Origin of the sequence: Roseinatronobacter thiooxidans (genome assembly GCF_001870675.1) — a bacterium.
Taxonomy (GTDB): Bacteria; Pseudomonadota; Alphaproteobacteria; order Rhodobacterales; family Rhodobacteraceae; genus Roseinatronobacter; species Roseinatronobacter thiooxidans.
Window position 1 is genome coordinate 149,923 of sequence record NZ_MEHT01000045.1, and the last position, 23,991, is coordinate 173,913.

The window sequence follows — 23,991 nt, forward strand, 5'->3', positions numbered from 1 at the left end:
AGGGCCGCAAGCGACATGACAGCGGGTTGTACCGCTGCACCACCGCGCCAATGCAAAGGGCAGAGCAGATGTTGAACCACCGTCGGATAGTCTTGCTGTGTAGCGCAGCAACCCTTGCTTTGGGCGCTTGCAGCGATTTCGATCTGGACATGCGCAATTCGGGAAACGGTTTTTCCACCGCCGAGGCCGCGCGACAGGCCACCGCAGATCGCCCCCGCCCTGACGACCGCGGCATCATCAGCTACCCCGATTATCAGGTCGCCATTGCGCGCGCCGGTGACACTGTGGGCAGTGTCGCGCAACGCATCGGCATGAGCGAGGGAGAGCTTGCGCGCTTCAACGCCCTGACCCCAGAAACCAGCCTGCGCGCAGGCGAGGTTGTGGCCCTGCCGCGCAAACTGGACGGCCAAAGCGTTGGCAGCCCCACCCGCGCGGGCGAGATCGAGATTTCCACGCTGGCCGATAGCGCGATTTCGCGCGCCGAAGGCAGGGCGCCTGCGCCCACCCCGCCTGCGGCAACCCAACCTGCCGAACAGCAGCCGTTGCGCCACCGCGTGCAACGCGGGGAAACCGCTTTCCAGATTGCGCGCCTGTATAATGTCGCGCCGCGCGCCTTGGCCGATTGGAACGGGCTGGACCCTGAAATGCGCGTGCGCGAAGGCCAGATGCTGCTGATCCCTGTGGCCGACCAGCCTGCCCCTGCGCGGCGCGCGCCCGCAGAACCGGCACCGCAACCTGCCGCAGTGGCAGCACCGGGAACCGGCAGCGCAACGCCTGCACCGCCCAGTGCCTCTGCGCCCATGCCAGAACCTGCGCCCCCCGCCCGCGAAGCGGAAGCCGCCGCAGCACAAGCGCGCCCCCCCTCGCCCGAATTGTCGCAAGAACGCAGCGCGCCTGCGCCCACACGTTTTGTCATGCCCGTGGACGGGCGGATCATTCGCGCCTATGCGCCGGGGCGCAATGAACATGGCATCGGCATTGCCGCCAGTTCCGGCACCGCGGTGCGCGCTGCGGCCGCCGGACGGGTTGCGGCAATCACCGAAGATACCAACAAAGTGCCGGTTGTCGTCATCCAGCATGACAACGGGTTATTGTCAGTCTATGCGCAGCTTGAAAACCTGACCGTGGCGCGCGGGGCAACAGTGACACAAGGGCAGACCATCGGGCGGGTGCGCGCGGGCGACCCCAGCTTCCTGCATTTTGAAATCCGCGATGGTATGAACAGCGTCGATCCGATGCGCCACTTGCAATAGCACAGCGCGAAAATATCGGGGCTTGCCAGCGGTGCCTGCGTGCCGCTACAAGCTGTTAGCGCTAACTAAAACCGGAGATGCCGCCATGACCCCAGCCGAGCAAAGCAAGACCGCCCTTGCCCTGTGCCAGATGGCCCCTGTCATTCCAGTGCTGGTGATTGAAGATCTGGCCCATGCCGTGCCGCTGGCGCAAGCCTTGGTGGCAGGGGGGCTGCCAGTGCTGGAAGTGACCTTGCGCACCGATTGCGCATTGGACGCGATTCGCGCCATGGCGCAGGTCGAGGGGGCAGTTCTCGGGGCCGGTACAGTGCTGACACCAGACCAGATGAGCGAGGCACGCGCCGCGGGCGCACGCTTTGCAGTGGCACCGGGCGCCACCTCTGCGCTGATCGACGCCGCGCGGCTGAATGAAATGCCGCTTCTGCCCGGCGCACAAACCTGCTCTGAGGTGATGCACCTGTTGGAACAGGGCTATACAGTGCAAAAATTCTTCCCCGCCGAAGCGATTGGCGGGGCCAATGCGTTGAAATCTATCGCAGGGCCACTGCCGCAAGTGACATTCTGCCCCACTGGCGGCATCAGCGCCGCGCGCGCGCCCGAGTATCTGGCCCTGTCCAATGTCGCTTGTGTGGGCGGCAGCTGGGTGGCCCCGAAGGATGCCATGGCCGCAGGCGACTGGGGCGCGATCACCGCGCTGGCACAAGCGGCCGCGCAACTGGCGCGTTAAGGCAGTTTCCCGACAGGCAAAACAAAAAACCGAAACATCAGGCGCATATTCACTTTGCGCAACGCGCGGGCGCATCCTACACTGGGGTGTCAGCGGCGCGTGTAGCCTGCCTGATGTTATAGCGTTTCAGTGTTTAAACACTGAAACGCTATAACCTTTTGTTTTGGCGCAATTTCGAACCGAAAAAGTCTATCAACTTTTTCTGAAATTGCTTTAAGTTCTTGTTATGATGTTTTTTGTAAGCTGGATCGCATGCCCATGACCAAATTTACCCGTCGGACTGTTCTTGCTGCGTCAGGCAGCCTATTGGCTTTGTCGGCCTGTGTTCCTGCCCTTGTGCCCGCGCCGCCGCCAGAACTGGAACCGCTTGACTATACCGCGCGGCGTGACGGTGCGCACAGGCTGCGCGCGATAGATATAGAGGCTATTCCCGAATTCCTGCACCGCCAGATTGTCCCCTTCACGACCGAAGAGGAGGTGGGAACAATCGTGATCGAGAACCAGAATCGCCTGCTGTATCTGGTGTTGGAAAATGGCTATGCGCTGCGTTACGGGCTGTCTGTCGGGCGCGAAGGGTTTGACTGGACAGGCGAATCGACCGTTTACCGCAAGGCGCATTGGCCGACATGGACGCCGCCGCCCGAGATGATCAAGCGCGAACCGCATCTGGAACGCTGGAAAGATGGCCAGCCGGGCGGGCCGGATAACCCGCTTGGCGCGCGCGCCCTGTATCTGATGACAGACGGGCGCGATCAGGGTTACCGCATTCATGGCACGCCGGAATGGCGCTCGATCGGGCGGTTTGCCTCTTCCGGGTGTTTCAGGATGCTGCAACAGGATGTGATTGATCTGTATGACCGTGTTCCGATTGGCACGCGGGTCGTGGTTGTCTAAGGCGCGTCAGTCGATTCCATTCGCCCGTTGCAACGCGCGGATATAGGCGATGATCTGCGCAATCTCGCCCTCGGTCACATGGGTTTGGCGCGGCATATCGCCGAAATTCCAGTGATGCGCGCGCACGCCCAACTGCACTGCGACATAGAAGGCACCATCTGCATGGTGTGACGGCTCGTAAATGATATGCACCAAGGGCGGCCCCACACCGTCCCGCCCTGCCCCATTCTCTCCGTGGCAACTGGCGCAATTTTGCGCATAGGCGGCCGCCCCGGCTTGCTGCTCTGCATCCAGCGGGGGAACTGTAACATTTACCATAACACTGCCGCTGTCGCCGCCCTTGTCCCCCGAGAGCAGATAAACCCCCGCCCCTGCACCAAGCGCCACCAGTCCAGCAAGAAGCACAGGTTTCATGCGCTTAGCGCCCAAGGCTGGCGCCCGCCTGCCCATGCGCGCACTGCCGCGCCAAACGCCTCGAACAAGGGGCGCGAGACAGGGTCTTGCCCTGCCTGCCATTCGGGGTGCCATTGCACAGACAATGTGAAGCCCGGCGCATCTGCGACATAAATCGCCTCTGGCGTGCCATCGGGCGCGTGGCCGTCAATGACAATGCGCTGGCCCGGTGTCTTGATCCCCTGCCCGTGCAAGGTGTTCGTCATCACCTCGCGCGCGCCCATCAGCCGGTGGAACACGCCCCCGTCACAAAACCGGACCTTGTGGCGCAGGGCGAATTTCTCTTCCAGCGTGCCATCGGGGGGCATGCGGTGGTTCATCCGCCCCGGCAGGTCGCGGATTTCAGGATAAAGCGTGCCGCCCATAGCGACATTCACCTCTTGAAAGCCGCGACAGACGCCGAAAAACGGCTGCCCCCTTGCCACGCAGGCGCGCACCAATGGCAGTGCGACCGCATCGCGCGCGCGGTCAAAAGCGCCATGCGCAGGGGTTTCAGCCTCGCCATATTCTTCGGGGTGCACATTGGGCCGCCCGCCTGTCAGCAGGAAGCCGTCGCACACCTCCAGCAGTTCAGCAACCGAGACAAGGCGCGGGTCTGAAGGAACCAACAAGGGCAGGCAACCCGACACCTCGGCAATCGCTTCGGAATTCATGGTTCCCCCCGCATGGGCGGGGTATTGATCGTTGATCAGATAGGAATTGCCGATAATCCCGACGACTGGCCTGCGCATTGTTTCACCCTGCCCGCTTTCACGTTCAATGTAACAAACCCCTGCGAAAGGTCGAGAGCCTGCCACCCGCCCAAACGGATATTTCACCGCAGTTGGCGCATTCTGTGAACACCGCCGCGCAATTTAGCGGTTTTTAAAGGCACCATCCCCGGTTGCGGGGATGGTGCAGATCAGGGCGCCGTCATCCGGCGGATATAGGTCCATGTGGGAACTGTCGCACGCCGTGCCACGGAATAGGCTTCGGCATCGCCCAGATAATCGAAGCCCGCATTGGTCAGCACATGGGCAGAGGCAGGATTGTCCTGAAACACCTCGGCAAACAGGGTGCGGGCCTTGTGGGGGTTGTGATCGATCACGCAGCGCACAGCCTCGGATGCGAACCCCGCATTCCAGAAAGCAGGCGCGACCCAGAACCCGATCTGGCTTTGCTGGCGGTCCAGCGGCTTCAGCGACAACAACCCCAACACCGATGACGCATCGGCGGCAGACCCGTCCAGCACCCACACATCTTCCTCACGCTCGGCCGCCATTGCGCGCGCAATAAACTGTTCTGTCGCACCGGGCGGCAGCGGATGCGGGATCGAGCGGGTGCCTTCGGCAAGCCGCTTGTCGCCCGTGTACAGCGCCAGCAAGCCTGCATCAGAGGGTTGCAACGGCCGCAGCACCATGCGCGGCGAGGTTAGAATGGGTTGATCCGCCGTGATATTTTTGTCCAAATTCATCGTCACTCCTCCAATCGGGTGTGCATTGGGTATGTTCCAGCGCCACCCTGTGCCCCTGACGTGAACGGGCTATCAAAAGCAACAGGGCCGGCGCGATGCCGACCCTGTCTTACATTCAAAATGTAAAAGTTCGGCTTATTCCGCGGCAGTTTCCATCGGCATGATCGATACGAAGCTGCGCCCTTTCAGGCCCTTGGTAAAGACCACGCGACCATCGGTCAGCGCGAACAGCGTGTGGTCACGCCCCATGCCAACGCCCGCGCCCGCCCAATGCTTGGTGCCACGCTGGCGCACGATGATATTGCCCGCAATCGCGGCCTGACCGCCATACAGCTTGACGCCAAGGCGACGACCAGCCGAATCGCGACCGTTGCGCGAGGAGCCGCCTGCTTTTTTGTGTGCCATGAGGGGTTACTCCTTTTCAGATGCGAATTGTTTGGCTTGATCGATCCAGCCATCACGCTCGATCCGGCCTTTGAACGACAGTTGATCATCCATATAGGCAATTTCTTCCGGCGTCCAAGCGGCAATCTGATCAAAATGGAACACACCATTCTGATTCAGCAGGCCTTCAAGCTTGGGGCCAACGCCTGAAATCTTTTTCAGATCATCGGCTTGCCCGTCGCGTGCTTCAGTCAGCAGGTTGGCGGGCTTGGTGCCCTCGATCGCGGCAGCAGCTTGCGCTTTTGGCGCTTTGGCAGGCTTCGCAGGGGCGGCAGCTTCAACTGCGAAACCCGAAACCGACCCTGTGCCGATTGCAGCTTTCACGCCTGTACCATCCGCACCGGATGCCAGAATCTCGGTGACGCGGACCAGCGTCAGCTTCTGGCGGTGGCCCTTGGTGCGCTGCGAGCTGTGCTTACGACGGCGCTTGACGAAATGGATAACCTTATCGGCCTTGATCTGGTCGATCACTTCGGCCTGCACGCCCGCACCTTCAACAGTGGGAGTGCCGATGACGGGGGCATCGCCACCCAGCATCAGAATTTCATTGAACTGGACTGTTTCACCAGCTTGTGCGGCAATACGCTCTACGCGCAGCACATCCCCGGATTGCACCCGGTATTGCTTGCCACCAGTCTTGAGGACCGCAAACATCGGCCTGTTCCTTCTTTTCATTTCCGCGCTCTGTGGCCCCTGCATCGGGTGCAGGCGTTGATCTGCCTCGAACGGCGTGCCCGCGCTTGCGGACAATAGCTATACGCCGCGCGGGCCGAATGCCCGAACGGAAGCCGCCCTATGCGAGAAAGCGCGCGCGAAGTCAAGCCGCAGTGGGGAGAAATGCGCAGAACAGGCGGGCAACGATGTGCCCAGCCACACCGCAGCACTCTCAGCGCTGCAAGCGCCGCTTCAACCGGCGCAGCATTCCACTGACGATCCATTTATGGGCCAGACCGACTGGCAGCATATAGATCCGGCCATAAAGATTATGTGTCACCACGGATGATGTGACGGTCACGCAACCATTGTCGCAGGCGATGCAGGTCATGACATCCAGATGGCGGTCGCGTTCGGTCAGCAGCATGAAATCGGGGCCGATATGCTCGACCAGAAAGAAATCCAGATATGCGCCCACCTGCACAGACTCGTGCGCCTGCCCCGAAAAACCACCGATACGTTTGACACCAAAGCGTGCTGAAATTGCGTCCCTAACTGCAAATGCCACGCGCAAGACGGGCTGCGGATCGCGCATAATCAGGTTCCACACCTCCAACGGTGTCAGAGAGACAGGCAATTGCACCTGCCGGACATCATAATAATCCAGCGCCTCTGGCGGCCCAAGCGTTCTGGCGCGCTGACTCATCGAACGGCCCTGCCCCTCGCGTGTTTGCAGATTTCTGTCGGCTGGTCGCGCGCAAGTCAATCTCTTGCGCTGTTTTTCCACGCTCCCCTTGCATCCGCCCGCGCTGCACCCTAAATCTGCACTGTCCCGCAAGGGACTATGGACATAAACGCGCTCGTAATAAGCGGATCGGACCCGGGGGCGGTACCCGGCGGCTCCACCAATCATCCTTCATTTGGGGATCATGGGGCCGAAACAGGATCGACGAACGTCTAAAGGGGTTATGCTTTGTCTCGGTGAGCCACCACCGTTATCGGTGCAAAACGTACAGTTGCAAATGACAACCGTGCTCCGGTAGCAGTTGCTGCGTAAGCAGTAACCAAACCGAAACTTAAGCCCTTGCGCTTAGCCGCGTAAGGCGGGGTTCGCAGGCACCTGGCAACAGAAGCCTGCACTTTCATCAAATTTGCATAAATGCGGCGCCCCAAGGGCGGGACAGTGCAGAAATCTGATATGCGGTGGTGCGTCAGGGCTTTTATTCCGCCGTGAAACGCCTATGCTGCATGTGCAGGAAGTGAGGGGCCAATGACACGCGGTATAGATTATGGCAATCTGATGCATGACGCCATGCGGGGACTGATCCGCAAGGTAATGGACGGGGTCGCCCGTGACGGCCTGCCCGGCGAGCATCATTTCTTCATCACCCTCGATACCGGCCACCCCGACATGCAAATGGCGGATTGGCTGCGCGCGCGCTATCCCGAGGAAATCACCCTTGTCGTGCAGCATTGGTTCGAGAATCTGGTCGTCGATGATGACGGCTTTGCCATTACCCTGAATTTCGGCAACGCACCGGAACCGCTTTATGTGCCCTTCGACGCCATCTCGACCTTTGTCGATCCGTCTGTAGAATTCGGGCTGCGGTTTGAATTGCACAGCGACGAGCTCGACGACGACGAGGATGACGACGAAGACGCGCCCATGCTGGAAGATGCGCCGCAGGAAGAAAAAACCGGCGAAGTTGTCAGCCTTGATCGGTTTCGGAAATAATTGCCCTCGGGCAAGACCAGTATGCAATCGCATGCCAATTGATTTCTGTTTATGCACGGGCTAAGCACTGGGTCGGATAGATGCCGCCAAGGAGCCACCCATGCCCGCGACCCGTACCGAGACTGACAGTTTTGGCCCTCTCGAAGTTCCCGCAGATAAGTATTGGGGCGCGCAGACGCAGCGCTCTATCCTGAATTTTCCGATTGGCTGGGAACGCCAGCCTGTGCCCATTATCCGCGCACTTGGCGCGATCAAATGGGCCTGCGCGCTTGTGAACCATGAACAGGGCACGCTTGATGCGCGGTTGACCAAGGCAATCACGCAAGCCGCGCAAGAAGTCTATGACGGCAAATTTGACGATAATTTTCCGCTTGTCGTCTGGCAGACAGGGTCCGGCACCCAGTCGAATATGAACGCCAATGAGGTCATCTCGAACCGTGCGATCGAGATTCTGGGCGGGACAATGGGGTCGAAAGACCCGGTCCACCCGAATGACCATTGCAATATGGGCCAGTCATCAAACGACACGTTCCCCACTGCGATGCATGTCGCCATCGGCATGCTGGCGCGCGATGTGCTGCTGCCGGGGCTGCACAAATTGCACGCCGCGCTGGCCGCGAAATCCGAAGAATTCAAAGATATCATCAAGATCGGGCGCACCCATACGCAAGATGCCACGCCCCTGACACTGGGTCAGGAATTCGGCGGTTATGCGCATCAGGTCAAAATGGGCATCGCGCGGGTCGAGATGTGCCTGCCCCATATCTACGAACTGGCACAGGGCGGCACAGCGGTGGGCACCGGCCTGAACACCCGCAAGGGCTGGGATGTGAATGTCGCAGCCCATATCGCGCAGATCACCGACCTGCCTTTTGTCACAGCCCCCAACAAATTCGAGGCATTGGCAGCGCATGATGCGATGGTCATGTTTTCAGGCGCGCTGAAAACCGTGGCTGCATCGCTGTTCAAAATCGCCAATGACATGCGGCTTTTGGGGTCTGGTCCGCGTTCGGGTCTGGGCGAGTTGATCTTGCCCGAGAACGAACCGGGGTCTTCGATCATGCCCGGCAAGGTGAACCCCACACAGGCCGAAGCGCTGACCATGGTTTGCGCCCATGTCATGGGCAATGATGCCGCTGTCGGGTTTGCCGGCTCTCAAGGGCATTTCGAGTTGAATGTCTATAACCCGATGATGAGCTATAACGTGTTGCAAAGCATGCAACTGCTGGGCGATGCCGCGTCATCCTTCACCGATAACATGGTTGTTGGCACCAAGGCGAATGTCGAACGTATTGACAGGCTGATGAAAGAATCCTTGATGCTGGTCACGGCGCTTGCCCCCACGATCGGGTATGACAACGCGACCACTGTCGCCAAAACCGCACATAAAAACGGCACCACCCTGAAGGAAGAGGCGATCCGCCTTGGCTTTGTCGATGCCGAAACCTTTGACCGCGTGGTCCGGCCGGAAGATATGATCGGGCCGAAAGACTGACGGATTGATCCATGGAAAACGCGCCCTGCGGGGCGCGTTTTCTCTTGTTGTCCCCGAGAGAGTTGCGCCACCACCCTGCCCAGAGCCGATCTGGCGGAGAACGGTTTTCATGCCAACGCCACCCGCTGCTGGTGGCCGGTATATCTGCACAGGGCATCATTATCTGGCCCGTGCAGACATAGCCGCCCGCAATGGGGCAGGCGCGCACGCGCAAACAGCCCCAGGACCATCGCAACCAAGGTCAGACAGCTGCACAGCGCAAGCATAACACCAAGGGACAGGTGTGGAACCATCATGAGCAAACCCCTTTTCCAGACCAACAATACCGCCACTATGACAGACACAGATTGACAAATAATGAATGCCAACTGCTGAGTCGGCATCATGTCGGGGCGATGCGCCCTGTCCACCGGCAAAAGTCAGTTCGGGATGCGTCACGTTGGATTTGGCATTTGTTAAGGTTTGCGCGGTAACTTGGCAGAATCAGCGAGATGAAAAGGATATCACGATGGTCTGTTCACCCTGTACCAAGCGCAGCAATGGCAACTTCAAGAATCCCGGTCTGCACAGGCCGCGAAAGCATGGCCAGACGCGCATCTTTGGCCAGTCGGGCGGGTGTGCGACATGACTTCGGGACAGTGCTGTTCCAAATGGCACATCCCCATGGTACACAAGACCAGCCGCCAAGGCTTTCGCCATGCCAGCGTTTCAGTTATGCAGCCTTGTGACAATGCAACGACCGGAACGCAGCGAGGAGCGGTGATGCGCAAAGACATGACATGGACACGGCTGGTTGCGACATTCTTCGGGGCCGGTCTGTTGCGCCCCGGACCTGGCACCTGGGGGTCTGTTGCGGCCTTGCCGGTCGCGTGGCTGTTGCACATGTTTGGCGGGTTTTGGGCGCTTGCACTGGGCACAGCCGTTGTGTTCCTGCTTGGCTGGTGGGTCACGATACAGGAAACGCGCGGCCTGTCGGACCCTGACCCTTCGGAGATTGTGATTGATGAAGTTGCGGGCATGTGGCTGGCACTTTGGCCGGTATCGCTGGGCGCGATGAGTCAAGATGTGCCGATTACCGCGCTCTGGCCCGGCTGGGTGGTGGCGTTTCTGGCGTTTCGGGCCTTTGACATCTGGAAACCCGGCCCGGTCGGCTTGGCCGACCGGATGCACACGCCGCTGGGTGTGATGCTCGATGACATTATCGCCGGTGCGCTGGCTGCTATGGTTGTGGCCGTTTTCGCGGTGCTTGCGCATGGGGTGATGGGCGTATGAGCGCGGCGCGCCTGTTGCATGCCGCACGCGAGAAAGGCGTGCGGATTGCGGCCGCTGAAAGCTGCACAGGCGGGCTGATCATGGCGGCGCTGACAGAGATTGCGGGCGCATCCGATGTTATAGACCGCGGCTTTGTCACCTATTCCAATGCTGCAAAACAAGAAATGTTGGGGGTTACATCAGACAGTTTGCAGCAACATGGCGCTGTCTCGGAACAGGTGGCCGCCGAAATGGCGCAAGGCGCGCTTGCGCGGTCGCGCGCAGGGCTGGCCATTGCGGTGACCGGCATTGCTGGCCCGGGCGGGTCTGAGTTCAAACCCGAAGGGCGGGTGTGTTTCGGGCTGGCGATGCCCGCGCGAACAGACACCGAAACCATTGAATTCGGTGCCATCGGGCGCGCGCAAGTGCGCGAGGCGACTGTTGCACATGCCATTGCCATGATGCTGCGCGCGCTGGACGGCTGCGCGCCACACCCCGCTCAGCCGTAAAGCGCCTTCGCCCGCGCTTCAAACGCGCCGACCACGCGCCGCATTGCCTGATCGAACACCACGCCAATCAGGCGCTGCAATACGGGGTTGCGGAACTCGAAATCGACATGAAAATCGACAACACAGCCCCCCTCCTCGGCCTGTTTCACATGCCAATGCGACACCATATATTTGAACGGGCCATCCAGATATGCCGTGTCGATCTTGCCCTGCTCGGGGTAAAGCTGGACGCGGCTGCCAAAGCGTTCCCGAAATACCTTGAACGAAATCACCAGATCCGCCTCGATCTCTTCGCCGCCCTCGATCGGTTTGCGTGACCGGATGCGCGCAGCCGCTGTCCATGGCAGAAATTCGGGGTAGCGCGCAACATCGGCGACCAGATCATAAATCTGTTCTGCGCTGTAAGGCATGTGGCGGTATTCGTGATGGTTGGGCATGGTCAACTCTTTCCTGTCGCGCGCACATGTCCTAAAGTCGGGGCGAAAAAGCAAGGGGCTGTTATGACGCAGAATGCCTATGTTATCGATCAGATGATCAGTGCCAAGCAGATTGCCGCGCGGGTCGAGGAACTGGCCGGAGAGATTTCGCGCGCGTTTGCCGGAACAGAAAAGCTGGTTGTTGTGGGGTTGCTGCGCGGCTCTTTCGTGTTCATCGCCGATCTGGTGCGCGAGATCAACCTGCCGGTCGAGGTGGATTTCCTTGAGGCTTCAAGCTACGGCAACTCGCTTCAATCCTCGCGCGAGGTGCGGATTCTGAAAGACCTTAGCGGCAAGATCGCGGGCCGCGATGTGCTGGTTGTAGAAGACATTGTCGATACCGGCTTCACACTCAGCCATGTGTTGCAAATCCTGCTTGCGCGCGAACCGGCACGTCTGGAAGTCTGCGCCTTGCTGGACAAACCATCGCGGCGCGAAGTGGATATCAAAGCCACTTGGACGGGATTCGAGATACCCGATGAATTTGTGGTCGGATATGGCATCGATTATGCCCAACGAAACCGCAACCTGCCCTATATCGGCAAGGTCAGCTTTGTTTGACATGCAGGTAACGCGCCCGTGAATTTGCGCGCGCGGGCAAACGCGCTACCTTTGCAGCAATAGCACACAGGGAGAATAGCTTATGACTTTCAAATCACTTCTGGGCGGCGCGGCCCTGAGTTTCGCTTTGGCGCTGCCCGTCCTTGCCGAGGAGAACCCCGCGATCGAGCAGCGGCAGGGCCAGTTCAAATTATACGTTCATAATTTCGGTGTGATGGGCGGCATGGCGCAGGGACGGATGGAATATGACGCGGATATGGCGCAGACAGCCGCGGATAACCTGTTCCACCTGACCCGCCATGACCAAAGCCGCCTTTGGCCAGAGGGCACAGATTCCATGAGCGTGGATGGCACGCGCGCCAGCCCCGCAATCTGGGATGATCTGGATGATTTCGTTACGAAATTTGCCGCACTGCAAGACGCGGCAGAGGGGTTGCAAGCCGTTGCGGGCGACGGGCTGGACGCGATGCGCGCGGGCTTCGGGCCAGTGGGCCAAGCTTGTCAGGCATGCCACGAATCCTACCGCGACGAGGCCAGCTAAGGCTTGGGGCTGGTTCCCGCAGCCAGCCTGTGCGCAGGCTGGCACCCCCAGATATAAGGTGAGACATGCGCAAACTGCTGTTCGGCGCGGTGATTGTGGGCGTCCTTTCGGGGGGTGCCTTTTGGGCGCTTACTGCGCCCAGACCGATGGATGCCGCCAGCCTTGCCACACTTGCAGGTGACGCCACGCAGGGCGAAGCGGTGTTTCACGCCGCCGGCTGCGCATCTTGCCATATCGCACCAGAGCGCGATGCAGACCCGCTGGTTCTGTCGGGGGGGCGGGAATTCGCATCGGATTTCGGCACGTTTATTGCCCCGAATATCAGCCCGGACCCCGAATATGGCATTGGCGCATGGTCGGCCGGGCAGTTCGTCAACGCGGTCATGCGCGGCATCTCGCCCGAGGGTGCGCATTATTACCCCGCTTTCCCCTATACCAGCTATATCCGTGCCGATCCGCAGGATATCGCGGATTTATATGCCTTCATGATGACCCTGCCCGCCGATGCGACCCCGTCGCAGCCGCATGATCTGGGCTTCCCCTTCAATATCCGGCGCGGCGTGGGGCTGTGGAAAGCTTTGTTCCTGCGCGAGGGTTGGGTTGTGACAGGTGACTTGAGCGAAGAGGAAGCGCGCGGGCGATACCTGTCCGAGGCCCTTTCCCACTGCGCCGAATGCCACAGCCCGCGCAATGCATTGGGCGCGCTGGATCATGGGCGGTGGTTGCTTGGGGCGCCCAACCCATCCGGCACCGGCAGAATACCGGCGATTGCAGGCGACGGGTTTGACTGGACGGCCTTTGACATCAGCGCTTATCTGGAATCCGGCCTGACACCTGATTTCGATGTCGTCGGCGGCAGCATGGCGGCGGTGGTGCGCAGCCTGCAACATCTGGAAAAATCCGAGCTTGACGCGATTGCAGCCTATATTCTGCGTGCAGGCCGATAAAGCCATCACCCTGCCGCAGTTTCGCGTGAAAATACCCCTAAATGCAGCGCATGGACTTGTGCGGAATAAGACCGCAGCCCATACTATGGGCACACATACCCAGCCGCGAGCCGACACAGACCATGCCAGACGAGAACAAACCCGCACAGCTCAGCGCCGTTGCGCGGCTGACATTTACGGAAAAGTTCCGCCTGCAAACATGGCTGATGGGCATTATCGCCTTTGCGGTTGTCCTGTTTTTGCTGGTGCAAGCCAAGTTCATCCTGATCGCGCTTGCGATTGCGATTATCCTGTTCTCGCTGACATCGGATGCGATAAATTCAATTTCGCGGGTGCGGATCGGTCGGTTCCGAATCGCCAGTTGGGTGGCCTCTATCGCGGCAGTGTTTCTGATCGCTTCCAGCTTGCTGATCATGGCCGGATTGGTAATTTCGCAGCTTAACACTGTGCTTAGCACAACGCTTGCCTATACTGATGACGCGCAGCGCGCGATTGCCCAGATGTTTGGCTGGATGGGCGAGGATGTGGAACAATCGGTGCTGCAAACCGTACGCAGCATCGAGATTTCGGGCTATCTGCGCTCTGCCGCCGGTCAGGCGGGAACGATCCTGTCACAGGTTGTGCTGATCATTCTTTTTGTGGGGTTTTTGTTTGCCGAACGGGTCTGGTTTGGCACCAAGCTTGAAAAACTCATGGCGGACAAGGCGCAGGCCCGCCGCGTCAGCGCGATTATCGGGTCGATCATCCGGCGGGTGAACCACTATCTTCTGGTCAAAGCGCTGATCTCCTCGGTAACAGGGTTTGCAATCTTCCTGCTGCTGAGTGTGTTCAACCTGCAATTTGCCGCCGCGATGGGGCTGCTGACCTTTGTGTTGAATTTCATCCCGTCGGTGGGGTCCATTATTGCGACGCTGATTGTAACCCTTGTCGCCTATATACAGGTGCCCGAACCCCAAACCGCCGTGCTGATTTTTGTGATCGCAGGCATGACGCAATTTCTGCTGGGCAATGTGATTGACCCTATGCTGATGGGCAAAACCCTGCGCCTGTCGTCATTCGGGATCATTATCTCGCTGGCCTTCTGGGGGGCTGTCTGGGGTATTCCGGGCATGTTTCTGGCGGTGCCCTTCATGGTTGCGGTCATGATCGTATGCTCGCATATCCCTTCGGCGCGGCCTGTGGCTGTGTTGCTCTCGCGCGAAGGGTTGCCGGAAGAAGAATTCCCCCTGCCACCCGCAGACCAGCCCCCCGCCCCCCCGGAGGAGCGCCCGTTCAGCCACGCAGTCGGGGCAGAGTGATGTCAGGGAAACGCAATCACCCGTGACGGGGTGACAATCGCATCAAGCCGTTGATCGGTTGCATCGCGCGGCACTTCGGCGACTTCCTGTTCGTCAAAAGCAAAGCCAATCGCCAGCACAGCGCCCTGTTCGCGCAAGCCCTGCAAGGTTCGGTCATAAAACCCGCCACCATAGCCCAGACGATAGCCAAATCGGTCAAAGGCCAGCAAAGGCACGATCATGGCCTGCGGCGTTAACGGGTCGCGCGCGGCGGGGATCAGCGCTTTGAATTGACCCGCGACCATCTCCCCTTCTGGCGTCCAGCGGTGGAATTCCAAAGGATGCGCCTTTGCCACGATCACAGGCACGCAGACGGGGCCGGAATGTGCGGACATGGTGGGCAGCGGGTCAATCTCGCTGCGCATGGGCATATAGCCAGAGATCACAGTCTGGCCCGGCGCATCTGCGAAATGCGCCTTCAGAAACTGCATCAGGCGCGAATTTGCATTCCGCACAAGTGTTTCGGCCTGCGGGGCATGAAACACCTGCGCGCGCTGTGCGCTGACGCGCTGGCGCAGGCTGTGTTTTGCCTCGCTCACTGGATCGGCCATAGGTTCCCCCCCGCCTTGCGGTTCAGCCTGACGAATTGCGCGCTTCAAATTCGCGGTTCAAGCCGCGCACAAATTCGTTCAGGCCGGTTTGCCGCTCGCGCCGCAAGCGTTCTGACTGCACAATGCCACGCAACGCAGCCTCGGTCGCGTCCAGATCGTCATTGATCAGGACATAGTCATATTCCGCCCAATGGCTGATCTCGTTGCGCGATTTAAGCATGCGTCCGGCGATAACATCTTCGCTGTCCTGCCCGCGCATGCGCAGCCGCGAATCAAGCTCGGCGATGGAAGGGGGCAGCACGAAAATCGACACGACATCCTTGCCCAATGTCGAATTGCGCACCTGTTGCCCGCCCTGCCAGTCGATATCGAACAGCATGTCGCGCCCGTCTTGCAAGGCCGCCTCTACCGGCGCCTTGGGCGAGCCGTAGAAATTGCCGAACACTTCCGCATGTTCCAGCATCTCGCCTTTGTCGATCATCGCTTCGAAATCGGGGCGGCTGGTGAAATAATATTCGCGCCCGTCGACCTCGCCCGCGCGGGGGGCGCGGGTTGTGGCAGAGACCGAGAAACGGATCGTTGGGTCCCATTGCATCAGGCGGCGCGCAAGGGTCGATTTGCCCGCACCAGATGGGGAAGACAGGATAATCAGCAATCCACGCCGCGCCATGGCCCTACTCCACATTCTGAACTTGCTCGCGCATCTGGTCGATCACGGCCTTAAGGTCAAGCCCGATGCGCGTCATCTCCAGATGCTGGGCCTTGGAACACAAGGTGTTGGCCTCTCGGTTGAATTCCTGTGTCAGGAAATCCAGCTTGCGGCCCACGGGGTCTTCTGCCTGCACCAGCGCGCGCCCTGCTGCGCAATGCGCATCCAGCCGGTCCAGTTCTTCCGCCAGATCGGCCTTGACGGCGAGAAGCGCCAGTTCCTGTTCAAGGCGCGCCGGATCGCTGCGCGTCTGGTCTGTGACCTGCGCCAGCGCTTTGTGGAAATGCGCGGCCATATCGGCGGCGCGCTGGTCCAGCAGGGCGCGCGCGGCTTGCGTCAGGCGGGCAATTTCATCCAGTTGCGCAGTGACAAGCGCGGCCAGCGCCTGCCCTTCTTGCGCCCGCATGGCAATGAACGCGTCCAGCACCTGTTCAAAATCATCCAGCAACAGCGCATCAAGCGTGTCGGCATCCAGTGCGGCCAGATCGGGGCCTTGCGCCTGCACCCCGCGCCAGCCCAACAAATCCAGCGCGCTGGGGGCTTGCAGCAAAACGCCACTGGCCTGCGCTGTTGTCTGAACCTGATCAAGGGCGGCCAGAACATCGGCCAGTGCGTCGGCGTCAATCCTGACACCTGCCTTGCCTTGCGACAGGCGCAGCCGCAGGCCAAGCGTGACATTGCCGCGCGCCACCCGCGCCGACAGCCTGTCGCGCAAGGGCTTTTCCAACCGGCCCAGCCCTTCGGGCAGGCGCAGCCGGATATCCAGCCCGCGCCCGTTGACCGCGCGCAGATCCCATTCCCATTCCGCGATTTCTGTATCCACCGTTCTGGACACCGCCCCGCCCGCATAGCCTGTCATCGAATGCATGCAGTTCCTTTCCTGCGTCTGAATTCTGCTAAAGCCGCCTTTAACCAACTGCACAGTTTTGCGCAGAATAAGGACCAAATTTGAGCTATTAAGGCGCTGTTAAGAGAGCTTGCGCACACGGTAACTAAATCCTGCAACGCAGACCGTCAACCAAGCTGGATCAGGCCGCCACGGCGATGACTGCAAGATGAAAAGGGTATTTTTATGACTGAGCATGTTTCCCCCTCTGGGCAAGAGTTGAACGCGGATTTCGCCGCTGCCTCTGTAATCTCGCGCGTGTGCGCCTATTGGTCCGGCCTGCGCGAGAATGGCGCGATCCCCAAGCGCAGCGATATTGACGCAGGCGCGCTAGGCGCGGCGCTGCCGCATGTTTTTCTGGCAGAACTGATCACCCCGCGTATTGCCAAGCTGCGCATCTGCGGGCATCAGATCGAAGACCTGCAAGGGCTGGACATGCGCGGCATGCCTGTAGCTGCCCTGTTCATGAGCGAGGCGCGCGGACAACTGGCCGAGGCCTTGGCGCAAGTGGCACTGGGCGCGCGCGTGACCCTGTCACTCAAATCGGCAGGGCGGATGGGCCAGCCGGAAATGACAGCCACACTGGCACTTCTGCCGCTTGCCGACCCCGCAGGGGGGATCACGCGGGTCATGGGTGTGCTGGAACGGCAGGGCGCAACCGGCCAGCTGCCACGCCGGTTTGATCTGGCAACCCCTGTGGAACTCACTGCCGAACTGCCGCCCCCATCGGCCCCCACACGGCCTGCCTTTCGGGTTATTCAGGGCGGCAAAGCCTGAACCCGAAAGAAAGCCGCGCCAGACAGGGAAATTGCGGTTTTCCTGCCCAATGCCCCGCGCTATGAGGTGGGCAATCTTGGCAAAAGGGTAAGCATATGATCCTCTATCCCGCAATCGACCTGAAAGATGGACAATGTGTGCGCCTGTACAAGGGCGAGATGGATCAGGCGACCGTGTTCAACGACGACCCCGCCGCGCAGGGGCTTGCCTTCGCGCAGCAGGGCGCGGAGTGGTTGCATCTGGTAGACCTGAATGGCGCATTTGCCGGTGCGCCCGTCAATGCCCGCGCGGTTGAGGGGATTTTGGACGCGGTCACAATCCCCTGCCAGCTGGGTGGCGGCATTCGTGACATGGCCACGATAGAGGGTTGGCTGAAACGCGGATTGCAGCGCGTCATTCTGGGAACCGTGGCGGTCGAGAACCCCGCTTTGGTGCGCGAGGCGGCCGCCGCCTTTCCCGGACAGGTTGCAGTGGGTATTGACGCGCGCGACGGGCGCGTGGCCACCAAAGGCTGGGCCGAGGAAACCGATGTGAATGTCATCGATCTGGCGCGGCAATTTGAAGATGCCGGCGTGGCTGCGATTATTTACACAGACATCAACCGTGACGGCGCGATGCAGGGGCCGAATGTGGCCGCGACAGCCGCGCTGGCGCAGGCGGTGTCGATCCCTGTCATCGCCTCTGGCGGGGTGTCGCGGCTGGAAGACCTGATCGCGCTGCGCGATTGCGGCGCGGCGCTGAATGGCGCAATCTCTGGCCGCGCGCTGTATGATGGCAAGCTGGATCTGGCCGAAGCACTGGCCGCGCTGAAGGGCTAAACCTGAGCAATCAAGCGCATCGCTTCGGTCTTGGCCCCTTTGGTCAGGGCCGCGCCCGGCCCTTCCAGAAATACCAGCACGCGGTCCGGGTCGCGGCGCGACAACTCGCGCAGCCACCAGCCGATGGCTTTCTGGATAAAGCGGTCGCGGTCGGGCACATAGGTTTCTGCCCAAGCCAGCACGCGTTCACGCACGGCCAGATCATCGGCTTTCGGGTGCGGCAGGCGCGCCCAAGGCAGGGTCATGACCAAGGCCGCACGCCGCGTCCACATGTTTTCGCTGGCTGTCCACCCCTCAACCTCGTCCAGTCGCGCAGGCAGGGCTTGCAGCCGTTTAGCCCCCGCAATCGAGGCCGCATCGGCCAGCGCCCAACTGTCAAAGCCCTGCGCCCAGTCTGCAATCATCTGCCAAACGGGGGTGTCATCGGGCCGGATACGCGCCTGTGTCAGCAGTTTTGCCGCCAGAATGCCCCCCTCATGCACGTTGCCCTGCCACAAGTCCTGCGCCAGCGCGCAGCGCGTGGGCAGGTCAAGGTCGGCGCGCAAGCCGCGCGCCATCTCATCCAGCGCCGCCGCGGGGACGCCAAGGAAGATGCGCCCTGTCTTGTGATAAGCAGCCTGTTCGGCGGCTTTGGCAGGGTCACCCATCGCGGAGAGTTGGTCCAACAGTGTTTGCGAGGTTGTCATTCCACTGTCACCGATTTTGCCAGATTGCGGGGTTGGTCCACATCCGTGCCCCTGTGCAGGGCAGTGTGATAGGCGATAAGTTGCGCGGGCACAGCATAGACGATGGGGGCAATGAAATCCGGCACTGTGGGCATTTGCAGCCGGAAGGGCACATCGCCCGCCTCTGCCAGCCCCTTGGCATCCGAGATCAGAAGCACCTTGCCTTGCCGCGCCATGACTTCCTGCATGTTCGAGATGGTCTTGTCGAACAGCGCATCATATGGGGCAAAAACGATCACCGGCAAATCAGTGTCGATCAGCGCAATGGGGCCGTGTTTCAGCTCACCCGCGGCATAAGCTTCGGCATGGATATAGCTGATTTCCTTCAGTTTCAACGCCCCTTCCAGCGCCAGCGGATACATGACCCCGCGCCCCAGAAACAGCACATCCCGCGCTTGCGCCAATGCCTCGGACATGCGCCGGATTTCTTCTTCGCGGTCGAGTGCTTGCGCGACGAAGCCGGGCAAGGTTCGCAATTCGGCCAGTCGCGCCGCGAAGCTCTCAGCACTCAGGAAGCCACGATCAAGCCCCGCTTTCAACGCAAGGATCGCCAGCACCTGCAACTGTGCCGTGAACGCCTTGGTCGAGGCCACGCCGATTTCCGGCCCCGCATGGATGGGCAGCGCCACATCGCTTTCGCGCGCGATTGAAGAGCTGGGCACGTTGACCACAGACAGCACTTGCGCAACATGGGGGCGGACATGCCGCAGAGCGGCCAATGTATCGGCCGTCTCGCCCGACTGGCTGACGAACAGCGCCATATTGGATGGTCCAAGCACCGGGTCGCGGTAGCGGAATTCTGACGCAATATCCAGTTCGACTGCCAGACCTGCATATTTCTCGAACCAGTATTTTGCCACCTGACACGCATAGAAAGCCGTGCCACAGGCCACCATGATCAGCCGGTCTACTGACTTGAAATCTACACTGTCCGGCAACTCGATCCGGTTGTCTTCCTGCCCTGCGTAAAACCCCATCGCCGCCTTTAGCACAGCAGGCTGTTCAGCCATTTCCTTGGCCATGAAATGGCGGTGGCCAGCCTTGTCCACGCGCGCGGTTTCAACATTGATCCGCGTCATCGGGCGGGCGGTCTGGTGGTCGTTTTCGTCGAAAATCTGGGCACCTGCGCGCGACAGGATCGCCCAATCCCCTTCTTCCAGATAGGTGATGCGGTCTGTCATATCGGCCAGTGCAATCGCATCAGACCCCAGATACATCTCGCCCTCGCCATGGCCGATACATAGGGGCGAGCCGCGCCGTGCGCAGATGATCAGGTCTTCTTCGCCATCGAACACGAAAGCCAGCGCGAAGGCCCCTTCCAGCCGCTTCAAGGCAGCGCGCGCGGCCTGAACCGGCGTCATGCCCTGTTCCAGATATTGGCTGGTCAGTTGCACGATGGTTTCGGTGTCGGTTTCGCTGCTGAATTCCGCGCCCTGCGCGGTCAGTTCTTCGCGCAAAGCTCGGAAATTCTCGATAATGCCGTTATGCACCACAGCCACGCGCCCCGCGCGGTGGGGGTGGGCATTGGCCACACTTGGCCCACCATGCGTGGCCCAGCGCGTATGGCCAATGCCCACGCGGCCCGGCAATGGGTCATGCACCAGCGTATCCGACAGGTTGATCAGCTTGCCCACCGCGCGGCGACGGTCCAGCTTGCCATGGTTAACTGTTGCAATACCCGCACTGTCATAGCCGCGATATTCCAGCCGTTTCAACGCATCAAGGATAAGCGGAGAGACTTCGTGATCCCCCAGAACGCCCACAATTCCACACATCTGCCCTTATCCTTTCGCTTTTGCGGCCTTGGCCGCGCGCAAACGATCCATCAGCCGTTTGCCAAGCCCCGGCTTCACCTCTTGGCGCGCGCGTCCCAGCGCCAATGCGCCATCCGGCACATCCGTGGTGATGACAGAGCCAGAGCCGATCAGCGCCTCGGCCCCCACGCGCACAGGGGCCACCAGCATGGTGGACGAGCCGATAAACGCCCCCGCCCCTATTTCGGTGCGGTGCTTGAACACACCGTCATAATTGCAAGTGACCGTTCCTGCACCCAGATTGGCCCGCGCGCCGATGCTTGCATCGCCTACATAGGACAGATGGTTGACCTTGGCCCCTTCGCCCAGTTCGGCATTCTTGATTTCCACAAAATTGCCGACGCGCACATCTTCCGCCAGTTCCGCGCCGGGGCGCAAACGGGCATAGGGGCCGACAACTGCACCGCGGCTGACATGCGCCCCTTCCAGATGGCTGAAAGCGCGGATAGTGGCCCCGCTTTCCACAGTGACATCGGGGCCGAATACCACAAATTGCTCGACCACCGCACCGCGCCCGATGAACGTGTCTTGCGCGAAATACACAGTTTCGGGCGCAACGAGTGTGACGCCATTCTCCAGCGCTTCGGCGCGTGCGCGGGTCTGGAAACCGGCCTCTGCCTGCGCCAGTTCCGCGCGGGTGTTGATGCCCAGCGTCTCTGCCTCGGGGCAGGTGACCACACCGGCGGACAGCCCTTGCGCCGTGGCCAGCGCAACAATATCGGTCAGGTAATATTCGCCCGCCGCATTGTCATTGCCCACTTGTGCGATCAGGTCGAACAGGGTTGCACGATCTGCGCAAATCACACCGCTATTGCATAGGGGTATCGCGCGTTCTTCTTCGGTGGCGTCCTTGTATTCGACAATCCGCGCAAGCCGCGCGCCTTGCGTGACAAGCCGCCCATAGCGCCCCGGATCAGCGGCTTCAAACCCCAGCACCACAATATCATGCGTCTTGCGCGCAGCGATCATCGCCTCCAGCGTGTCAGACCGGATGAAGGGCGTGTCACCATAGAGCACCACCACATCGCCCGCGACCCCCGCCAAGGCCGCGCGGGCCTGATCGACGGCATGTGCCGTGCCAAGCTGTTCGGTCTGGCGCACCACGATTGCGCCCTCATCTTCCGCAGTGACCACCTGTTCAACCGCATCGCCGCCATGCCCGACCACAACCACCACGCGCGCGGGGTCCAGCGCGCGCCCGGCGCGCATGGCATGCACCACCAGCGGCACAGCGCCCAGCGGGTGCAGGACTTTGGGCATGTCAGATTGCATGCGGCTGCCCTGACCGGCTGCCAGAATGACAAGTGAAACCATCATGAAATCGCGTATCCTGCTTTAAATTCCCGCCTCACCTGTGGCGCAGATACCGGCATAGCCGCAAGGGGTGCAAGGGTCACTTGTGATTTCACCCTGTAATACAGGCAAGAGCACGCCCAGTTTGACCGAAATCAACGACCAAGGCTAAACTGTATGTGCATGATATGAACGCGCAACAGGAAAGGAGAGGCCAGAATGTATGGCAGAATTATCGTCGCGGTCGATCTGGAACAGATCGAACAGGGCCGCGCACTATTGGCGCGCGCAACATCATTTCTGGACGCAGGCGGAGAAATCCGGCTGCTGCATGTGCTGGAAGAAGTGCCGGGATATATTGCCGCCGAACTGCCCGGCGACATCTCAGAGCGCCGCCGCGCCGCGGCTGCGGTCGAGTTGCGCGCCATGATTGACCCAAACGAGGATGTTCGCGTCGTGCATGAGGTACGCCACGGGCCAGCTTCGGGGCAGATATTGCAAGCCGCCGAGGATTCGGGCGCAGATCTGATCATGATCGCCAGTCACAAGCCCGGATTGCGGGACTATTTCATTGGCTCGACCGCTGCGCGCGTGATACGTCATGCGACATGCTCGGTTCTTGTAGAACGCTGAACGACAACAACAGGAAAACCAATATGTATTCTTCCATCGTAATCGCCGCCGCCCTTTTCAACGAAGGGGCCACCACCCGCGCCGCACTGGCAAAAGCGCAAACCCTGCTGAATGAAGGCGGGACAGTTACCTTGGTGCATGTGATCGACGAAATACCCGGCTATGTCGCGGCCTCGATCCCGAAAGAGCATCTGAACATGCGCCGGCGTGAGGTTGACGACCAGCTTGCCGAAATCGCAAAAGGCGCGCCGGGGTTGAACGTGCTGACCGTTATCCGCGAGGGGCAACCCTCTGCCTCGATCCTTGGGGCGGCGAAGGAAGCCAATGCCGATCTGATCATGATTGCCAGCCACAAGCCGGGGCTGAGTGATTATTTCATCGGCTCGACCGCCGCGCGGATTGTGCGCCATGCGCCCATTTCGGTGCTGGTTTCGCGCTGATAAACCATCTTTGATGCAAGGTTCGGGGCCGGACAGTTGCACTGTCCGGCCCTTTTATTGCCTTGCACGGGTATGTTGTGCAATGCTGGCCCACAGCAATCTGCACGGCGCGCAAGACGCTTGCACAGAAACTGCGAAAGGACGTGAACATGTATAAATCAATTGTTGTGGCCGTGGCCCTGTTCAACAAAGGGGCCACCAGCCGCGCCCTGATCCAGAAAGCCAATAAACTGGTGGATGCGGGGGGCAGCATCACGCTTGTGCATGTGCTGGACGAAGTTCCGCCCTATCTGGCCGCCGCTGTCGCGCGCGAGCAATTGTTGCAACACCGCAAGGCGATCCGCGAACAGCTTGATTCGCTGGCCGCGTCTGCAAGGGCCAAGACTGTCGATATCGACATTCGTGGCGGGCGCCCGTCCGAGAATATTCTGGCCTGCGCGCAAGACTGCAAGGCCGATCTGATCATGGTTGCCAGCCACAAGCCGGGGATGAGCGATTATTTCATCGGCTCCACCGCTTCGCGGGTTGTGCGGCATTCGCAGATTTCGGTGCTTGTGGCCCGCTGACGGTAATTCGGCACGATATGCCGCGATCCGGCCTTTCCTCTGGCGCGCA

Annotated in this window: 30 protein-coding genes and 1 other RNA gene; 17 read left to right on the forward strand and 14 right to left on the reverse strand. The window is 60.4% G+C overall.

What is annotated here, in order from left to right:
* The first annotated feature begins 68 nt into the window (after positions 1 to 68).
* The 3 genes from BG455_RS14695 to BG455_RS14705 all read left to right on the forward strand — a co-directional run bounded on the left by BG455_RS14695 (position 69) and on the right by BG455_RS14705 (position 2,874).
* The gene (locus BG455_RS14695) at positions 69 to 1,253 is read left to right on the forward strand and encodes a LysM peptidoglycan-binding domain-containing M23 family metallopeptidase (protein ID WP_071470753.1); all 1,185 of its coding nucleotides are present in this window, start codon (positions 69 to 71) and stop codon (positions 1,251 to 1,253) included.
* A gap of 85 nt (positions 1,254 to 1,338) precedes the next feature.
* Positions 1,339 to 1,980 carry a bifunctional 4-hydroxy-2-oxoglutarate aldolase/2-dehydro-3-deoxy-phosphogluconate aldolase gene (gene eda, locus BG455_RS14700; protein WP_071470754.1) on the forward strand — a complete coding sequence of 214 codons (642 nt, stop codon included), beginning with the start codon at positions 1,339 to 1,341 and terminating at the stop codon, positions 1,978 to 1,980.
* 258 nt (positions 1,981 to 2,238) lie between these two features.
* Positions 2,239 to 2,874 (forward strand): L,D-transpeptidase, encoded by a 636-nt coding sequence (locus tag BG455_RS14705; RefSeq protein ID WP_084386466.1) that lies wholly within the window; start codon positions 2,239 to 2,241, stop codon positions 2,872 to 2,874.
* A 6-nt stretch (positions 2,875 to 2,880) separates the two neighbouring features.
* Here BG455_RS14705 and BG455_RS14710 read toward each other — a convergent pair whose 3' ends face one another.
* The 6 genes from BG455_RS14710 to BG455_RS14735 all read right to left on the reverse strand — a co-directional run bounded on the left by BG455_RS14710 (position 2,881) and on the right by BG455_RS14735 (position 6,584).
* Positions 2,881 to 3,288 (reverse strand): c-type cytochrome, encoded by a 408-nt coding sequence (locus BG455_RS14710; protein ID WP_071470756.1) that lies wholly within the window; start codon positions 3,286 to 3,288, stop codon positions 2,881 to 2,883.
* Positions 3,285 to 4,058: a gamma-glutamyl-gamma-aminobutyrate hydrolase family protein gene (locus BG455_RS14715; RefSeq protein WP_071470757.1), complete on the reverse strand. Its 774-nt coding sequence runs from the start codon at positions 4,056 to 4,058 to the stop codon at positions 3,285 to 3,287. The genes BG455_RS14710 and BG455_RS14715 overlap by 4 nt, the downstream gene beginning before the upstream one ends.
* A 170-nt stretch (positions 4,059 to 4,228) precedes the next feature.
* Positions 4,229 to 4,780, reverse strand: a complete 552-nt coding sequence (locus BG455_RS14720) for a GNAT family N-acetyltransferase (protein WP_071470758.1) — start codon at positions 4,778 to 4,780, stop codon at positions 4,229 to 4,231.
* Between the two features lie 135 nt (positions 4,781 to 4,915).
* A complete protein-coding gene (gene rpmA / locus BG455_RS14725) occupies positions 4,916 to 5,185 on the reverse strand; it encodes a 50S ribosomal protein L27 (RefSeq protein WP_071470759.1) in 270 nt (89 codons plus the stop codon).
* A gap of 6 nt (positions 5,186 to 5,191) precedes the next feature.
* Entirely contained in the window at positions 5,192 to 5,878 is a 687-nt protein-coding gene (locus tag BG455_RS14730) for a 50S ribosomal protein L21 (protein WP_071470760.1), read from the reverse strand.
* A 232-nt stretch (positions 5,879 to 6,110) separates the two neighbouring features.
* Positions 6,111 to 6,584, reverse strand: coding sequence for a DUF2867 domain-containing protein (locus BG455_RS14735; RefSeq protein ID WP_071470761.1), 474 nt, complete (start codon positions 6,582 to 6,584; stop codon positions 6,111 to 6,113).
* Positions 6,585 to 6,668: 84 nt separating this feature from the next.
* Between BG455_RS14735 and ssrA the strand changes: the two genes are divergently transcribed.
* From ssrA to fumC, 3 genes are all read left to right on the forward strand, one after another.
* Positions 6,669 to 7,019, forward strand: a transfer-messenger RNA (tmRNA) gene (gene ssrA, locus BG455_RS14740).
* Positions 7,020 to 7,148: 129 nt separating this feature from the next.
* Positions 7,149 to 7,613, forward strand: a complete 465-nt coding sequence (locus BG455_RS14745; RefSeq protein WP_071470762.1) for an SspB family protein — start codon at positions 7,149 to 7,151, stop codon at positions 7,611 to 7,613.
* Between the two features lie 100 nt (positions 7,614 to 7,713).
* On the forward strand, positions 7,714 to 9,108 hold the full coding sequence (gene fumC, locus BG455_RS14750) for a class II fumarate hydratase (protein ID WP_071470763.1): 1,395 nt from the start codon (positions 7,714 to 7,716) through the stop codon (positions 9,106 to 9,108).
* Positions 9,109 to 9,215: 107 nt separating this feature from the next.
* Here the strand turns inward: fumC and BG455_RS14755 are convergent, their stop codons facing one another.
* On the reverse strand, positions 9,216 to 9,404 hold the full coding sequence (locus tag BG455_RS14755) for a hypothetical protein (protein ID WP_071470764.1): 189 nt from the start codon (positions 9,402 to 9,404) through the stop codon (positions 9,216 to 9,218).
* A gap of 466 nt (positions 9,405 to 9,870) precedes the next feature.
* Between BG455_RS14755 and BG455_RS14760 the strand changes: the two genes are divergently transcribed.
* Together BG455_RS14760 and BG455_RS14765 are read left to right on the forward strand one after the other, a co-directional pair.
* Complete coding sequence (locus BG455_RS14760) at positions 9,871 to 10,380, forward strand: phosphatidylglycerophosphatase A family protein (RefSeq protein ID WP_425438768.1); 510 nt, start codon at positions 9,871 to 9,873, stop codon at positions 10,378 to 10,380.
* Positions 10,377 to 10,868 (forward strand): CinA family protein, encoded by a 492-nt coding sequence (locus BG455_RS14765; RefSeq protein ID WP_071470765.1) that lies wholly within the window; start codon positions 10,377 to 10,379, stop codon positions 10,866 to 10,868. The genes BG455_RS14760 and BG455_RS14765 overlap by 4 nt, the downstream gene beginning before the upstream one ends.
* On the opposite strand, the gene BG455_RS14770 is transcribed toward BG455_RS14765, so the two are convergent.
* On the reverse strand, positions 10,859 to 11,305 hold the full coding sequence (locus BG455_RS14770) for a type II toxin-antitoxin system RatA family toxin (RefSeq protein WP_071470766.1): 447 nt from the start codon (positions 11,303 to 11,305) through the stop codon (positions 10,859 to 10,861). The two genes, BG455_RS14765 and BG455_RS14770, sit on opposite strands and share 10 nt — an antisense overlap.
* Positions 11,306 to 11,368: 63 nt before the next feature.
* On the opposite strand from BG455_RS14770, the gene hpt reads away from it, so the two are divergent.
* The 4 genes from hpt to BG455_RS14790 all read left to right on the forward strand — a co-directional run bounded on the left by hpt (position 11,369) and on the right by BG455_RS14790 (position 14,691).
* Positions 11,369 to 11,905, forward strand: coding sequence for a hypoxanthine phosphoribosyltransferase (gene hpt, locus BG455_RS14775; RefSeq protein ID WP_071470767.1), 537 nt, complete (start codon positions 11,369 to 11,371; stop codon positions 11,903 to 11,905).
* An 82-nt stretch (positions 11,906 to 11,987) separates the two neighbouring features.
* Positions 11,988 to 12,446: a c-type cytochrome gene (locus tag BG455_RS14780; protein ID WP_071470768.1), complete on the forward strand. Its 459-nt coding sequence runs from the start codon at positions 11,988 to 11,990 to the stop codon at positions 12,444 to 12,446.
* A 65-nt stretch (positions 12,447 to 12,511) separates the two neighbouring features.
* A complete protein-coding gene (locus BG455_RS14785) occupies positions 12,512 to 13,393 on the forward strand; it encodes a cytochrome c (protein ID WP_071470769.1) in 882 nt (293 codons plus the stop codon).
* Between the two features lie 206 nt (positions 13,394 to 13,599).
* On the forward strand, positions 13,600 to 14,691 hold the full coding sequence (locus BG455_RS14790) for an AI-2E family transporter (protein ID WP_111361151.1): 1,092 nt from the start codon (positions 13,600 to 13,602) through the stop codon (positions 14,689 to 14,691).
* Between the two features lie 2 nt (positions 14,692 to 14,693).
* On the opposite strand, the gene BG455_RS14795 is transcribed toward BG455_RS14790, so the two are convergent.
* Genes BG455_RS14795 through BG455_RS14805 form a run of 3 tightly spaced genes read right to left on the reverse strand, consistent with a single transcriptional unit; the run spans position 14,694 to position 16,858 of the window.
* The gene (locus BG455_RS14795) at positions 14,694 to 15,281 is read right to left on the reverse strand and encodes a 5-formyltetrahydrofolate cyclo-ligase (protein ID WP_071470771.1); all 588 of its coding nucleotides are present in this window, start codon (positions 15,279 to 15,281) and stop codon (positions 14,694 to 14,696) included.
* A 22-nt stretch (positions 15,282 to 15,303) separates the two neighbouring features.
* Positions 15,304 to 15,951, reverse strand: coding sequence for a guanylate kinase (gmk, locus tag BG455_RS14800; RefSeq protein WP_071470772.1), 648 nt, complete (start codon positions 15,949 to 15,951; stop codon positions 15,304 to 15,306).
* 4 nt (positions 15,952 to 15,955) lie between these two features.
* A complete protein-coding gene (locus BG455_RS14805; protein ID WP_342742046.1) occupies positions 15,956 to 16,858 on the reverse strand; it encodes a YicC/YloC family endoribonuclease in 903 nt (300 codons plus the stop codon).
* A 204-nt stretch (positions 16,859 to 17,062) separates the two neighbouring features.
* Between BG455_RS14805 and BG455_RS14810 the strand changes: the two genes are divergently transcribed.
* Together BG455_RS14810 and hisA are read left to right on the forward strand one after the other, a co-directional pair.
* A complete protein-coding gene (locus tag BG455_RS14810; protein ID WP_071470773.1) occupies positions 17,063 to 17,653 on the forward strand; it encodes a PAS domain-containing protein in 591 nt (196 codons plus the stop codon).
* A gap of 95 nt (positions 17,654 to 17,748) precedes the next feature.
* Entirely contained in the window at positions 17,749 to 18,471 is a 723-nt protein-coding gene (gene hisA / locus BG455_RS14815; RefSeq protein WP_071470774.1) for a 1-(5-phosphoribosyl)-5-[(5-phosphoribosylamino)methylideneamino]imidazole-4-carboxamide isomerase, read from the forward strand.
* Here the strand turns inward: hisA and BG455_RS14820 are convergent.
* From BG455_RS14820 to glmU, 3 genes are read right to left on the reverse strand one after another with little or no spacing between them, the layout of a single operon-like run.
* The gene (locus BG455_RS14820) at positions 18,468 to 19,157 is read right to left on the reverse strand and encodes a DNA alkylation repair protein (RefSeq protein ID WP_071470775.1); all 690 of its coding nucleotides are present in this window, start codon (positions 19,155 to 19,157) and stop codon (positions 18,468 to 18,470) included. The two genes, hisA and BG455_RS14820, sit on opposite strands and share 4 nt — an antisense overlap.
* A complete protein-coding gene (gene glmS / locus BG455_RS14825; protein ID WP_071470776.1) occupies positions 19,154 to 20,971 on the reverse strand; it encodes a glutamine--fructose-6-phosphate transaminase (isomerizing) in 1,818 nt (605 codons plus the stop codon). Before glmS ends, BG455_RS14820 begins: the two co-directional genes overlap by 4 nt.
* A gap of 6 nt (positions 20,972 to 20,977) precedes the next feature.
* The gene (gene glmU, locus BG455_RS14830) at positions 20,978 to 22,327 is read right to left on the reverse strand and encodes a bifunctional UDP-N-acetylglucosamine diphosphorylase/glucosamine-1-phosphate N-acetyltransferase GlmU (RefSeq protein ID WP_071470777.1); all 1,350 of its coding nucleotides are present in this window, start codon (positions 22,325 to 22,327) and stop codon (positions 20,978 to 20,980) included.
* A 195-nt stretch (positions 22,328 to 22,522) separates the two neighbouring features.
* Here glmU and BG455_RS14835 point away from each other — a divergent pair, with 195 nt between their 5' ends.
* The 3 genes from BG455_RS14835 to BG455_RS14845 all read left to right on the forward strand — a co-directional run bounded on the left by BG455_RS14835 (position 22,523) and on the right by BG455_RS14845 (position 23,942).
* Entirely contained in the window at positions 22,523 to 22,936 is a 414-nt protein-coding gene (locus BG455_RS14835) for a universal stress protein (RefSeq protein WP_071470778.1), read from the forward strand.
* A 23-nt stretch (positions 22,937 to 22,959) separates the two neighbouring features.
* Positions 22,960 to 23,376 (forward strand): universal stress protein, encoded by a 417-nt coding sequence (locus BG455_RS14840; RefSeq protein ID WP_071470779.1) that lies wholly within the window; start codon positions 22,960 to 22,962, stop codon positions 23,374 to 23,376.
* 149 nt (positions 23,377 to 23,525) lie between these two features.
* Positions 23,526 to 23,942: a universal stress protein gene (locus BG455_RS14845; protein ID WP_071470780.1), complete on the forward strand. Its 417-nt coding sequence runs from the start codon at positions 23,526 to 23,528 to the stop codon at positions 23,940 to 23,942.
* The last annotated feature ends 49 nt before the right edge of the window (positions 23,943 to 23,991 follow it).

Bases quoted from the DNA above. Each gene is read 5' to 3' on its own strand.
- BG455_RS14720 (WP_071470758.1), bottom strand. From the start codon at position 4,780: ATGAATTTGGACAAAAATATCACGGCGGATCAACCCATTCTAACCTCG.
- BG455_RS14755 (WP_071470764.1), bottom strand. From the start codon at position 9,404: ATGATGGTTCCACACCTGTCCCTTGGTGTTATGCTTGCGCTGTGCAGC.
- BG455_RS14760 (WP_425438768.1), top strand. From the start codon at position 9,871: ATGCGCAAAGACATGACATGGACACGGCTGGTTGCGACATTCTTCGGG.
- hisA (WP_071470774.1), top strand. From the start codon at position 17,749: ATGATCCTCTATCCCGCAATCGACCTGAAAGATGGACAATGTGTGCGC.
- glmS (WP_071470776.1), bottom strand. From the start codon at position 20,971: ATGTGTGGAATTGTGGGCGTTCTGGGGGATCACGAAGTCTCTCCGCTT.
- BG455_RS14835 (WP_071470778.1), top strand. From the start codon at position 22,523: ATGTATGGCAGAATTATCGTCGCGGTCGATCTGGAACAGATCGAACAG.
- BG455_RS14695 (WP_071470753.1), top strand. From the start codon at position 69: ATGTTGAACCACCGTCGGATAGTCTTGCTGTGTAGCGCAGCAACCCTT.
- BG455_RS14805 (WP_342742046.1), bottom strand. From the start codon at position 16,858: ATGCATTCGATGACAGGCTATGCGGGCGGGGCGGTGTCCAGAACGGTG.
- BG455_RS14765 (WP_071470765.1), top strand. From the start codon at position 10,377: ATGAGCGCGGCGCGCCTGTTGCATGCCGCACGCGAGAAAGGCGTGCGG.
- BG455_RS14810 (WP_071470773.1), top strand. From the start codon at position 17,063: ATGACTGAGCATGTTTCCCCCTCTGGGCAAGAGTTGAACGCGGATTTC.
- BG455_RS14785 (WP_071470769.1), top strand. From the start codon at position 12,512: ATGCGCAAACTGCTGTTCGGCGCGGTGATTGTGGGCGTCCTTTCGGGG.
- BG455_RS14845 (WP_071470780.1), top strand. From the start codon at position 23,526: ATGTATAAATCAATTGTTGTGGCCGTGGCCCTGTTCAACAAAGGGGCC.
- rpmA (WP_071470759.1), bottom strand. From the start codon at position 5,185: ATGGCACACAAAAAAGCAGGCGGCTCCTCGCGCAACGGTCGCGATTCG.
- gmk (WP_071470772.1), bottom strand. From the start codon at position 15,951: ATGGCGCGGCGTGGATTGCTGATTATCCTGTCTTCCCCATCTGGTGCG.
- fumC (WP_071470763.1), top strand. From the start codon at position 7,714: ATGCCCGCGACCCGTACCGAGACTGACAGTTTTGGCCCTCTCGAAGTT.
- BG455_RS14790 (WP_111361151.1), top strand. From the start codon at position 13,600: ATGGGCATTATCGCCTTTGCGGTTGTCCTGTTTTTGCTGGTGCAAGCC.
- BG455_RS14705 (WP_084386466.1), top strand. From the start codon at position 2,239: ATGACCAAATTTACCCGTCGGACTGTTCTTGCTGCGTCAGGCAGCCTA.
- hpt (WP_071470767.1), top strand. From the start codon at position 11,369: ATGACGCAGAATGCCTATGTTATCGATCAGATGATCAGTGCCAAGCAG.
- BG455_RS14735 (WP_071470761.1), bottom strand. From the start codon at position 6,584: ATGAGTCAGCGCGCCAGAACGCTTGGGCCGCCAGAGGCGCTGGATTAT.
- BG455_RS14840 (WP_071470779.1), top strand. From the start codon at position 22,960: ATGTATTCTTCCATCGTAATCGCCGCCGCCCTTTTCAACGAAGGGGCC.
- BG455_RS14780 (WP_071470768.1), top strand. From the start codon at position 11,988: ATGACTTTCAAATCACTTCTGGGCGGCGCGGCCCTGAGTTTCGCTTTG.
- BG455_RS14730 (WP_071470760.1), bottom strand. From the start codon at position 5,878: ATGTTTGCGGTCCTCAAGACTGGTGGCAAGCAATACCGGGTGCAATCC.
- glmU (WP_071470777.1), bottom strand. From the start codon at position 22,327: ATGATGGTTTCACTTGTCATTCTGGCAGCCGGTCAGGGCAGCCGCATG.
- BG455_RS14745 (WP_071470762.1), top strand. From the start codon at position 7,149: ATGACACGCGGTATAGATTATGGCAATCTGATGCATGACGCCATGCGG.
- BG455_RS14795 (WP_071470771.1), bottom strand. From the start codon at position 15,281: ATGGCCGATCCAGTGAGCGAGGCAAAACACAGCCTGCGCCAGCGCGTC.
- BG455_RS14820 (WP_071470775.1), bottom strand. From the start codon at position 19,157: ATGACAACCTCGCAAACACTGTTGGACCAACTCTCCGCGATGGGTGAC.
- BG455_RS14715 (WP_071470757.1), bottom strand. From the start codon at position 4,058: ATGCGCAGGCCAGTCGTCGGGATTATCGGCAATTCCTATCTGATCAAC.
- BG455_RS14770 (WP_071470766.1), bottom strand. From the start codon at position 11,305: ATGCCCAACCATCACGAATACCGCCACATGCCTTACAGCGCAGAACAG.
- eda (WP_071470754.1), top strand. From the start codon at position 1,339: ATGACCCCAGCCGAGCAAAGCAAGACCGCCCTTGCCCTGTGCCAGATG.
- BG455_RS14710 (WP_071470756.1), bottom strand. From the start codon at position 3,288: ATGAAACCTGTGCTTCTTGCTGGACTGGTGGCGCTTGGTGCAGGGGCG.